Origin of the sequence: Nonomuraea longispora, from assembly GCF_004348345.1 — a bacterium.
Classification (GTDB): domain Bacteria; phylum Actinomycetota; class Actinomycetes; order Streptosporangiales; family Streptosporangiaceae; genus Nonomuraea; species Nonomuraea longispora.
In genome coordinates this window covers 20,414-30,845 of the sequence record NZ_SMJZ01000092.1, presented here as the reverse complement: position 1 = coordinate 30,845, position 10,432 = coordinate 20,414, and the positions used below count along the sequence as shown (strand labels likewise).

The 10,432-nt window shown below is 73.2% G+C and carries 9 protein-coding genes; 3 read left to right on the top strand and 6 right to left on the bottom strand.

Features of this window, described 5'->3' with window-relative positions:
* Positions 1 to 126: 126 nt before the first annotated feature.
* The 3 genes from aztC to aztB are packed head-to-tail and all read right to left on the bottom strand — an operon-like array spanning position 127 to position 3,025.
* A complete protein-coding gene (gene aztC, locus E1267_RS23435; protein WP_220449636.1) occupies positions 127 to 1,032 on the bottom strand; it encodes a zinc ABC transporter substrate-binding protein AztC in 906 nt (301 codons plus the stop codon).
* On the bottom strand, positions 1,029 to 2,186 hold the full coding sequence (locus E1267_RS23430) for a PQQ-binding-like beta-propeller repeat protein (protein WP_132334943.1): 1,158 nt from the start codon (positions 2,184 to 2,186) through the stop codon (positions 1,029 to 1,031). Before E1267_RS23430 ends, aztC begins: the two co-directional genes overlap by 4 nt.
* Complete coding sequence (gene aztB, locus E1267_RS23425) at positions 2,183 to 3,025, bottom strand: zinc ABC transporter permease AztB (RefSeq protein ID WP_132334941.1); 843 nt, start codon at positions 3,023 to 3,025, stop codon at positions 2,183 to 2,185. Before aztB ends, E1267_RS23430 begins: the two co-directional genes overlap by 4 nt.
* A gap of 54 nt (positions 3,026 to 3,079) precedes the next feature.
* Here aztB and aztA point away from each other — a divergent pair, with 54 nt between their 5' ends.
* Entirely contained in the window at positions 3,080 to 3,793 is a 714-nt protein-coding gene (aztA, locus tag E1267_RS23420; protein ID WP_220449638.1) for a zinc ABC transporter ATP-binding protein AztA, read from the top strand.
* 21 nt (positions 3,794 to 3,814) lie between these two features.
* Here aztA and E1267_RS23415 read toward each other — a convergent pair whose 3' ends face one another.
* Complete coding sequence (locus tag E1267_RS23415) at positions 3,815 to 4,918, bottom strand: WD40/YVTN/BNR-like repeat-containing protein (RefSeq protein WP_220449635.1); 1,104 nt, start codon at positions 4,916 to 4,918, stop codon at positions 3,815 to 3,817.
* 133 nt (positions 4,919 to 5,051) lie between these two features.
* Between E1267_RS23415 and E1267_RS23410 the strand changes: the two genes are divergently transcribed.
* Positions 5,052 to 6,044, top strand: a complete 993-nt coding sequence (locus tag E1267_RS23410) for a helix-turn-helix transcriptional regulator (RefSeq protein ID WP_246064179.1) — start codon at positions 5,052 to 5,054, stop codon at positions 6,042 to 6,044.
* 409 nt (positions 6,045 to 6,453) lie between these two features.
* Here the strand turns inward: E1267_RS23410 and E1267_RS23405 are convergent, their stop codons facing one another.
* Positions 6,454 to 7,332: an AfsR/SARP family transcriptional regulator gene (locus E1267_RS23405; protein ID WP_132334935.1), complete on the bottom strand. Its 879-nt coding sequence runs from the start codon at positions 7,330 to 7,332 to the stop codon at positions 6,454 to 6,456.
* A gap of 235 nt (positions 7,333 to 7,567) precedes the next feature.
* Here E1267_RS23405 and E1267_RS23400 point away from each other — a divergent pair, with 235 nt between their 5' ends.
* On the top strand, positions 7,568 to 7,939 hold the full coding sequence (locus E1267_RS23400; RefSeq protein WP_132334933.1) for a cupin domain-containing protein: 372 nt from the start codon (positions 7,568 to 7,570) through the stop codon (positions 7,937 to 7,939).
* Between the two features lie 34 nt (positions 7,940 to 7,973).
* Here the strand turns inward: E1267_RS23400 and E1267_RS23395 are convergent, their stop codons facing one another.
* Positions 7,974 to 10,304 (bottom strand): XRE family transcriptional regulator, encoded by a 2,331-nt coding sequence (locus E1267_RS23395; protein ID WP_132334931.1) that lies wholly within the window; start codon positions 10,302 to 10,304, stop codon positions 7,974 to 7,976.
* Positions 10,305 to 10,432 lie beyond the last annotated feature (128 nt).

The window sequence follows — 10,432 nt, the reverse complement described above, 5'->3', positions numbered from 1 at the left end:
CTGCGGGACCGCGCCGGGCGCGGGGGCGGGCGGCGCGGTCCCGCAGGCGGCCAGCAGGGCCGCGGTGGCGATCAGCACGGGAACGGATGTCCTGAGGGTCACGATGTGCCTTTCTGCTTCGGGGGATCAGCGGCCGTTGAGGCCGTCGACGATGGCTTTCGTGTTGCTGCGGACCATGTCGAGGTAGGTGGCGGCGCCGGGCGTCCTGCTCAGCGACTCCGAGAACAGGGGCACGACCTCGACCCGTACGCCGGCCTCGGAGGCGAGCGCCCGTGCGAGCCGGTCGGGCTGGGAGGAGTCGGCGAAGACCGCTTTCACCTTCGTGCGCTGGACGGTCCGCTTCAGCGCGTGCAGGTCGGAGGCGCTCGGGGAGGCCAGGGTCGTACCGCTGGGAATCACCGCGCCGACGACCTCGAAGCCGTAGCGCTGCGCGAAATAGCCGAAGACGTGGTGGTTGGTGACGAGCTTGCGGGCGGCGGGCGGGACGGTCGCGACCTGCTCCGCCACCCAGGCGTCGAGTTGTTCGACCCGCTCGCGGTAGGCGCCGGCGGCGGCCCGCACGGCGGCCGGGTCGGCGCCGTCCACGTGCGTGACCACCTGCTCGGCGATCAGGTCGACGGCGTCGGCCATGCGCCGCGGATCGGTCCAGAAGTGGGGGTCGAGCTGCCCGTCGCCGGCGAGGCGCAGCGAATCGAGACCCTCGGCCACGGCCAGCGTGGGCACGCCGGCGTCCGCGGCGGCCCGTACGTTGCGCAGGACGCCCTCCTCCAGGCCGAGCCCGTTGTGGACCACCAGGTCGGCGCGTTCGATCAGCGCGGCTTCCTGGGCGGAGACGCCGAACGAGTGCGGGTCGGAGTCGGGCTTCATCAGCACGGTCACCTCGGCCTGCCCGCCCGCGACGGCGCGGGTGACGTCGCCCAGGATGTTGGTGGTGACGACGATCCGGGGCCCGCGCGCGTCCTGGCCGGAGCATCCGGTCAACGCCGCCAGCACGACGGCCACCACCGCGCAGCACGCCCTCATCGCCCTCATCGCCCGGTCTCCGTCATGTGCGCGGGCGCGAAGCCGGGTTCGAACGTGCGGGCACGCCTGAGGCCGTCGTTGTAGTCGATCTCGTGCACGGTGCCGCCCGCGGGGTCGTTGACGTACGCGCGTGCGGTGTCGACCTCGATGGTCGGCGCCCCGGTCAGCGGCGTGCGGAGCAGTTCGGTCCTGGCCCGCTCCTCGCCGGAGCCGGGTTCGTACGCGTGCAGCACCCCCTCCCTGGTCAGGACCAGCACCGGCATCCCGTCCCCGGCGGCGTTGACCGCCACGGCGGGCCCGGTCGTCAGCCGCCGCCACGTCCTGGCGGTGACGTCGAGCACCCAGACGCCCGCGTCGCCGGCCTTCGCCGCGAGGATCGTGCTGCCGGGCCGGTGCCGGAACTCCCTGGCCCGCCGGCCCGCGGACGGCACGCGCGGGTAGGGGATCCGTACGCTGTCGAACCTGCCGTCCTCCTCGGTGACGAGCAGGGCGCCATGGGCGCAGCCGAGGACGGCGCCGCGCCGGGTCACGGCCGCGCCCGCCGCGTCCTCGCACTCGCCGACGACCCGGCCGGGCTCGCCGTCCCGCGTCATGATCCGCACCTCGCCGCCCACGGCCGCGACCACGTGCTCCGCGTACGGCACCGCCACCGCGGCCGTGAACCTGCCCGTCTCGGCCGGCTCGCCCTTCTCCATGCGGGCGCGGTCGAGCAGCGTGACCGTGCCGTCCGATGAGCGCACGGCGGTCACCGTGGCGTCGCCGTGGATGGTGTACGGGGGCCGCCCGCGCAGGGCGCCGAGGCCGCGGGCCGCCGCACGGTAGTAGTGCACGTGGTCGCCGTGGTCGACGGTCCACGCGCCGGTGTCGACCACGCGGAGCGCGCCCGTGGCGGTGGTGAGGTAGGCGAAGCGGCCGTCGCCGGTGACGTTCTCGACCTGCTCGATGCCGGCGACCGGCGACACCTTGCCGGTGAGCAGGTCGAGCACGTGTACGGCCCCCGCCCGGTCGCCGGCGAGCAGCAGCCGGGACTGCGGCTCCGGCATCTCCTCCGCGCCCGCGACGTAGCCGTGCGGGGTGGGAGTGGGCTCGTCCGGCCGCGGTTGCCGCGCGCATCCGGTCAACAGGACCAGCCCGGCGAGGGCCGCGGCGAGCGGGGCCCTCACGACGCGGCTTCCGTACGGGCCGCGAGCCGCTGTCTGAGCAGGCCGGCCACGGCCGAGACGAAGAACAGCCCCACGGCGGCGGCGGCGATGGTGGCGCCCGCCGCCGTGGCCGCGTGCCACGAGACGACGAGCCCGGTCACGGTCGAGACGATCCCGAGCAGCGCCGCACCGAGCATGATCGTGACAATGGACCGCGCCCACAGCGCCGCGGCGGCGGCCGGCGCGATGAGCAGCCCGAAGACCAGCAGCGTGCCCACGATGTGGAACGAGGCGACGATGGCGACCGTGACCAGCCCGGTCAGCAGCACCTGAGCCGCACGCGGCCGCAGGCCCAGCGTGTGGGCTTTGCGCGGATCGAACGCGAGCGCGACGAACGCCCGGTGGCCGAGCGCCGCCACCGCGACGGTGAGCGCCAGCGCGGCGCCCAGGCCCGCCAGGTCGTCCCCGCCGACGGCCAGCACGTCACCGAACAGGAACGCGGTCAGGTCGACGGCGAACGACCGGGAGTGGGAGACGACGATCACGCCGAGCGCCAGCATGCCGGCGAACAGCAGGCCGATGGCGGTGTCCTGGGACAGCCGTGGCGACCTGCCGAGCACGCTCACGCCCAGCGCCATCCCGGCGGCGCTGAGCAGGGCGCCGACGAGCACGTTCACCCCGGCCAGCGAGGCGAGCGCCACGCCGAGGAGCATCCCGTGGGACATCGCGTCGCCGAGGAAGGCCATGCCACGTAGCACGACCCACGTCCCGGCGACCGCGCAGATGAGGGAGACCAGGATGCCCGCCCAGAGCGCCTGCCGGACAAATGACACCTGGAAGGGATCAAACAACCATTCCATGGTCGACCACTCTACAATGAAAACCGTTGTCGTTTTCAAGTGGAGGTCACCATGATGCATGGCGTCGCCATCCATGACGTCGTGGCCGGATACGGCCGCAGGGTCGTGCTGAAGGGAATTTCGGCCGGACTGCCCGAGTCGGCGGTGACGGCCGTCGTCGGCCCGAACGGCTCGGGCAAATCCACGCTGCTCGGCGTGCTGGCCGGCGTCGTCGAACCCGCCGGCGGCCGGGTCGAACGCGAGGGGCGCCGCCCTGGATACGTCTTTCAGCGCAGCGCGGCGCCCGACGCCCTGCCGCTCACGGTCCGCGACACGGTGGCGATGGGCCGCTGGGCGCTACGCGGGCCGTGGCGGCGGCTGACGGCGGCCGACCGGGCGGTGGTCGACGCCTGCATGTCCCGCCTGGGCATCCTCGACCTGGCCGGGCGGCAACTCGGCGCGCTGTCGGGCGGGCAGCGCCAACGTGCGCTCGTCGCCCAGGGGCTCGCCCAGGAGCCGGGGCTGCTCCTGCTCGACGAGCCCGCGACAGGGCTCGACGTGGAGGCCGCCCGGCTCATCGGCGCCGTCATCGACGAGGAGAGCGCGGCCGGCGTCACGGTGGTTCACGTCACCCACGACCTGGCCGCAGCCATGGCGGCCCGCCACTGTCTCCTGCTCGACGGTGGCCGGCTGGTCGCGCAGGGCCCGCCCGGTGAGGTCCTTACGCCGCAGGCGCTGCGCGGGGTGTTCGGCGGCCGTCCACAGCCTGTGGGCCCGCGGGACCGCTGACGGAGGCTCCTCGCGGGACGGTCAGACCTCCTCGGCCAGACCGAGATACATCACGCCCGGGTTTGCGGGGTTGAAGGCGATCGCGGTGACCCGGTCGTAGGCGTTGTGCCGGGTGCTGACGCGGTCGCGCCACGAGTCGTACCGGTAGATGTCGGTGCCGAGCGAGGACCACCCGGTTCCCCACACGAAATAGAGCACGCCCGGGTCCCTCGGGTGGGCGGCGAGCAGCGGCCCGTTGGGGATCGTGATGCCGTCGCCCTGGTCCACGACGGGGATGAAGCGGCGGCCGCCGTCCCACGAGCGGTAGATGTGCCGGCCGCCGGACGGCGCTCCCGCCTCCAACTCGGCGAGGTCGAGCCCCATCACGTACACGACGTTCGGCGAGGCGGGCGAGATCGCGGCGCTGAACACGTTGACCTTCGTACCGGTCGCGCTCAGCCCCTTCGACGTCGTCCAGGTGCGCCCGCCGTTGAAGGTGACGCGGGCGGAGCCCGACGCGCCCAGCACCACGTGGTTGAGGTTGCGCGGGTCGAACACCGCCGTGTAGACGCTGCGCAGGTCGTCCGTCTCCCAGGCGGGCACGCCGACGGACCGCCACGTGCGCCCGCCGTCGCGCGATTCGTGCAACTGCCCGCCGGCGTCGGCCACCCGCAGGCGGTCGCCGTGGCGGCGGTCGGCGCCGAGCCCGGCCAGCCCGGCGGCCGGCGAGGTGAGCGGCGTGACCCCGTCGGGCGTGGCCAGCGAGAGGTGGCCCGCGCGGTCCCACGCGTACGCCCGGTCGCCGCGGGCCGCGCTCAGCTCGACGTTCGAGCCGGGCACCTCTCCCACCGGCTCCCACGTGCAGCCGGCGTCCGACGATCGCGACAGCCGGTTGCCGGCCAGGGAGAGCAGGGTGTCAGGGCGGTCGAGGGTGACCAGGCCGCGGGTGTAGACGACCGGTTCCAGCTTGTTGCTGGTCGGGGTGAGGGTCCTGCCCTCGTCCCGCGTGTACGTCACCGTCCCGTCGCCGGTGACCGTCTCGCAGGAGGGCTGGTGCCAGCGGCCGGAACCGTCGGCCGACGCGGGCGCCGCTGACGACATGACCGCGAGCGCGGCCGTCAACCCGATGGCGAGAGCCTTCTTCAAAGCTGCCTCCCTGGCAGGCATGGGTGCGGAACGGCAAAAGGTGCATGTCCGTCCTACCGGGCGCGGATCGCCGAGGCCAGCTCAATGATTGACAGCTTTGCGACATTTCATGAATATGACATGCTTAAGGATCGTGGACCCGCATGACAACGCGCTGTCGGCCGTCGGTGTCGACGCCGCGGACGAGCAAATATACCGCGACCTGCTGCGCCGGCCCCGCGCGACCCTGCACGAGCTGGCCGCGCACACCGGGCGCACCACAGTGGCGCTGCGCCGCGCGTTCGCCCGGCTCGAGGCGCTGGGTCTGGTCAGCCGCATGGCGGGACGCCCGGTGCGGTTCCTCGCGACCCGGCCGGACGTGGCGGTGTCCGCCCTCATCTCGCGCAGGGAGGAAGGGCTGGCGCAGGCACGGCTGGCGGCCCTGGCCATGCTCGCCGAGACCCCGCGTACGGAGAACAACTCACCCGAGGAGCTCGTCGAGGTCGTCCAGGGCCGGGCGGCCGTGGTCCAGCGGTTCACGCAGCTGCAGCAGACGGCGACCGAGGAGGTCCTGGTGCTGGACCGGCCGCCGTACGCGCAGGACCCCGGCGAGCAGAACGTCGCCGAGTTGGAGCGCCTCGCGCACGGCGTGGTGGTCCGCGGCATCTACGACGCCTCCGCCCTGGAGATCCCCGGCAAGCTGCGCCTCGCCCAGGAGTCGGTGGCCGCCGGCGAGCAGGCCAGGGTCAGCCCCGAGGTGCCGATGAAGCTGGCCGTCGCCGATCGCCGGACCGCGATCCTGCCGCTGAGCACCGACGAGTCCTCCCACGCCGACAGCGCGGTCATCGTGCACTCCTCGACACTGCTCGACGCGCTGGTCGCCCTGTTCGAGGTGCTGTGGAGGTCGGCGCTGCCCCTGCCGGCCCGTCCGCACGACGCCGGGGAAACGGCGGACCTTCCTGACCCCGAACTGTTCACGCTGCTGGCCGCGGGGCTCAAGGACGAGGCCGTGGCCCGCCAGCTCGGGGTGAGCCTGCGTACGGTGCACCGGCGGGTCAGCGAGATGATGGAGCGGCTCGGCGCGCGCACCCGGTTCCAGGCGGGGCTGCTCGCCGCCCGGCGCGGCTGGTGGGGCGAGGACACGTAGGGGCGCGGCCGCTCCGGATCGCGGCGCTCAGACCGTGCTCAGACCGTGCTCAGACCATGACGGTGAGCGCCGCCTTGACCGCCTCTTCGTGCCGGCCCGTGGCGCCGATGCCGGCGAAGATGCCGGCGAAGATGTCGGCGGCCTGCCGGAAGCAGCCCATGCTCTCCTCGCCCCCGATGTGCCCGAGCGAGAGCAGGACGCGGGTAACGCGGCTGCCGGCCCCCGTCGCTCCCGAGCGGTTGCAACAACTGCGCGTCCACCAGCTGTTCGAGCAACTGCTCCGACCCCTGGACCGACGTGTCCAGCAGCGCCGCCGCCAGCCAGGGCGCGAACCCGGACGGGGCGTCCTCGACCGACTCCTCCTCGGTGAGGACGTCCAACGGCACCTGCAGCGCGCCGTGACTCACGGTCAGCCCCTCCAACCGGCGCCGCGAGGTGACCACCACGCAGCAGCCGGCCGTACCGGGCAGCAGCGGGCGTACCTGCGCGGCCGACGCCGCGTTGTCCAGCACGACCAGCACCCGCAGGACGGGGTCTCGGCGACGGGCGGGCCGGCCAGGATCGCCTGCTGGAGGTCGCGCAGCGCCTGTCCGGGCTCCAGGCCGAGCTCGTCCAGCAGGTGCCTGCGCCCCTGCCGGTACGTCTCCAGCGCGTCGGCCTGCCTCCCCGAGCGCCACAGCGCCAGCATCAGCCGTTCGCGCAGCCCTTCGCGCAGCGGGTGCTCCTCCACCAGCACGGACAGCCGGGCCACGGCCTCGCGGGTACGGCCGCAGGCCAGCTCCGCGTCGGCCCACTCCTCGGCGATGTCGAGCCGGGCGTTCTCCAGGCCGCGCGCGGCGGCGGCGATCTCGGTGGTGTCGACCTCGGACAACACCGGCCCCCGCCACAGGTCGAGCGCCCGCGCCAGCGCGGCCGACGCCTCCTCGGGCCGTTCCGCGCGCCGGGCGGCGGTGGCCTGCTGCCGTGCCTCGTGCGCGTCCAGCCACACGCCGTCGGTGAGCAGGCGGTAGCCGACCCGCTCGGTGACGATCAGCTCCGTGTCGCGGCCGGCGGCCTTGACGGCCTTGCGCAGCGCGTGGATGTGGATCGCGATCTGGTTGCGTGCCGATCCCGGCAGTTGTTCTCCCCAGACCGCCGACACCAGCCGGTCGAGCGGCACGATGCGCCCGGCGTCGAGGAGCAGGGCGGCGAGCAGTGAGCGAGGCCGCGGGCCGCCCAGCCTGACCGGACGCCCCAGGCAGCTCGCCTCCAGCGGCCCGAGGATCCGGAACTCCATCGGTGTTGTCATGTCATCCCCGTCTTACCGTTCGATTGCCTGCTCCCCCTAGCGATCGGGCCCCTTGTCTGAATCGCTCCGACAGTGCGTGTAAAGCCCGTGCCCTTAGCGTTGCACCTCGGCCCCGTCCGCCGTACCCGTTACGTAACAGGGAGGCAGCGAAGCGCAGTACCGGCGGTGAGGTTTAGCGGGCCCCGCGATCAGGCAGGAGAAGGGCCCGTACGAACCCCTAGAGCAGGAGCTGACCGTGCACCATTTCACGATCGCGACCGTCGCCGAGGAGAGTGCCGACTTCCGCCGCGTGTTGTGGACGGGGGAGAAGAGCCAGCTGGTGATCATGACGATCCCGCCGGGCGGTGAGATCGGTGACGAGGTCCACGAGGGCATCGACCAGATCCTGACGTTCGTCTCAGGCGTGGGCGAGGCTCGGGTGGGCGGCGAGACGAGCGAGGTACGGCAGGGCGACCTGGTGGCCGTCCCCGCCGGGACCCGGCACAACTTCGTCAACACCGGCGTGAACCCGCTGGTCCTCTACACGGTGTACGGCCCGCCGGAGCACGCTGACGGGGCCGTGCACAGGACCAAGGAGGAGGCCGACCGGGCCGAGCACTCCGCCTGACCCGCGCCCCTGACCGGGCGAGGTGGTGGGGCGGTCACCCCGCGCTCCGCCGGAGTTCACGCAGTTCACGCAGCTCGGCCCAGGCGTCCGCGGCCTTGGCGTCGCCGAGTTCGGTGAACATGTCGAACGCCTGCCGCCAGGCGACCTCGGCCGCCGCCGCGTCGTCGCCGGCGCGGTAGGCGAAGCCGAGGTTGAGCTGGGCCGCCGCCTCCCCTCGCGCGCTCCTGATCGAGCGGGCGATCGAGATGGCGTCCAGGTGGTGCCTGATGGCGCCGGCGTGGTCGCCGGAGGCGGCGTGGGCGCGGCCCAGGTTGGTCAGGTTGGTGGCCTGGACGAAGAGCGCTCCACTGTCGCGGTTGATGTCGAGCGCCTGGCGCCAGCACTCGATCGCGGCGGCGTAGTCGCCCAGGCCGAAATGGGCCTCGCCGAGCGTGTCGAGGACGTGGGCCCGCCCGCGCTCGTATCCGGCCTCCGCGCCCAGGGCGAGGGCCTCCTCGCACCGCTTCTTGGCGGTGCGGTAGTCCTGCCCGTCGATGGACACCATGGCCAGGTTGCCCATCACCTTCGCCTCGCCGCGCCGGTCGCCGCACTCGCGGAACGCGCGTGTCGCCTGGCGGTAGCAGCGGCTTCCCTCCTCGTACAGCAGGAGCTCGACGCAGGTGTTGCCCATGGCGCTGAGCAGGTGGCCCGCCAGCCGGGGATCGCCGATCAGCGGTACGGCCCTCATGGCGGCTCTGTGGCTGTCGAGCAGCTCGTGGTAACGCTTGTAGTGGGCCAGGAAACTCTCCATCAGGTAGGCGATCTGGCAGGCTTCGAGCGGGGCGTTGTTGGCGCACGCCCACGCGGGCAGCGCGGTGAGCGTCTGATGTTCCAGCTCGCACCAGCGCAGGGCGGTCGGCACGTCGGGGAAGCCGACGGGTTCCAGGGGGGCCTCCAGCTCGGCCGGTCGCACCATCGGGGCGCGCATGCGGTCGGGCGCGAAGGCGGTGTCGGCGGCGTACAGGCAGTGGATGAACCACGTGAGCAGCCGCGCGACCGCCGCCTGGCGGGCCGGGGGCGGGTCGAGGCGGCGGCTTTCGCTCTCGGCGTAGGCGCGCACCAGGTCGTGCACGTGGTAGCGGTCGCGGCCCTGCTGCTCGACGAGGTGGGTCGACACCAGCCGGTCGAGGTGGCGGCGCGTCAGCCGCGCGGGCAGCCCCGACAGGGCGCTCGCCGCCGCCAGGCCGAAGTCGACGCCGGGGTAGAGCCCGGCCACCGCGCGCAGCACCCAGTGGGTGTCCTGGTCGAGGTGCCGGCAGGACCAGGACAGCACCGTACGCAGGTCGGAGTAGGCGTCGTCGCCGCCGTGGAAGGATTCGAGTCGTTCGTGGTCGACGGCGATCTCGTCGGCGATCTCCGACAGCGGGATCTCCGGCTGCCTGGCGATGCGCTCGGCGATGATGCGCAGCGCGAGCGGCGAGTGGTCGCACAATCTGGCCAGCTCCCGCACGACGGAGTCCTCTCCGGTGATCGTGGCCCGGCCCGAGACGCCGCCGAGCAGCGCCACCGACTCCCTCAGGTCGAGCGGGGGCAGGCAGACGCGGACGGTGGCGTCCCTGGCGGCCAGGCTGCGCAGCTGGTCGCGGCTGGTGACCACGACGACGCAGCCGGCGGCGGGCAGCAGCGGGCGCACCTGTTCGCTGCTCAGAGCGTTGTCCAGCAGGACGAGCAGCCGGCGGCCGGCCGTACGGGTGCGGAACAGCGCCGAGGCGGCGGCCGGCTCTCCCGGGATCTCCTCGGCGGGCACGCCCAGCGCGCGCAGCAGCAGGTTGAGCGCGCTGAGCGGTTCCAGCGGGTCGAGTGTCCCGAAGCCTCTGAGGTTGAGGTAGAGCTGCCCGTCGGGGAACATGTCCGCGACCGTCGTGCACCAGTGGACGGCCAGCGTGGTCTTGCCGATGCCCGCGCTGCCGACGATGAGCAGCACTTTGGGGTCGGACTCCGCCGGTGATCCGTCGCCGGCGAGGACGTCGTCCAGGGTGTCCAGTTCCCTGCGCCGGCCGACGAAGTGCGCGGCTTTGGGCGGCAGTTGCCGCGGCACGGTCACCGCGGGAGGCGGCGCGTCCCCGGTGGAGGCGGCGCGCCGGCTCCGGCGGGCCGCCTCGCACAACCGGGCCTGCTCGCCCTCGTCGAGGCCCAGCGCCTCGGCGAGCAGGTGCACGGACGTGCTGCGCGGGCGCTGCGGCGCGTCCAGCTCCAGGCGGCGGATGGTACGCACGTTCAGGCCCGTGCGCTCGGCCAGTTGCTCCTGGGTCAGCAGCGCGCGCTCGCGCCAGGCGCGCAGCAGCGTCCCGAAGGTCATGGAGGCGTCGCGCAGTCCCGTCGGCATCACCCCGTCTCCGGCCGGTCACGACCAAGGCGCGACATCGAGTCTCGCAGCTTCATGGCAAGTGTCCTTCTGCGATGCGTACAGGCACGTGAGGTACGACAGGTCGTGACGCTACCCAGCCCGGCTTG

Excerpts from the sequence above, each read along its gene's own strand:
- aztC (WP_220449636.1), bottom strand. The coding sequence starts at position 1,032 with ATGAGGGCGATGAGGGCGTGCTGCGCGGTGGTGGCCGTCGTGCTGGCG.
- aztB (WP_132334941.1), bottom strand. The coding sequence starts at position 3,025 with ATGGAATGGTTGTTTGATCCCTTCCAGGTGTCATTTGTCCGGCAGGCG.
- aztA (WP_220449638.1), top strand. The coding sequence starts at position 3,080 with ATGCATGGCGTCGCCATCCATGACGTCGTGGCCGGATACGGCCGCAGG.
- E1267_RS23405 (WP_132334935.1), bottom strand. The coding sequence starts at position 7,332 with ATGACAACACCGATGGAGTTCCGGATCCTCGGGCCGCTGGAGGCGAGC.
- E1267_RS23395 (WP_132334931.1), bottom strand. The coding sequence starts at position 10,304 with ATGCCGACGGGACTGCGCGACGCCTCCATGACCTTCGGGACGCTGCTG.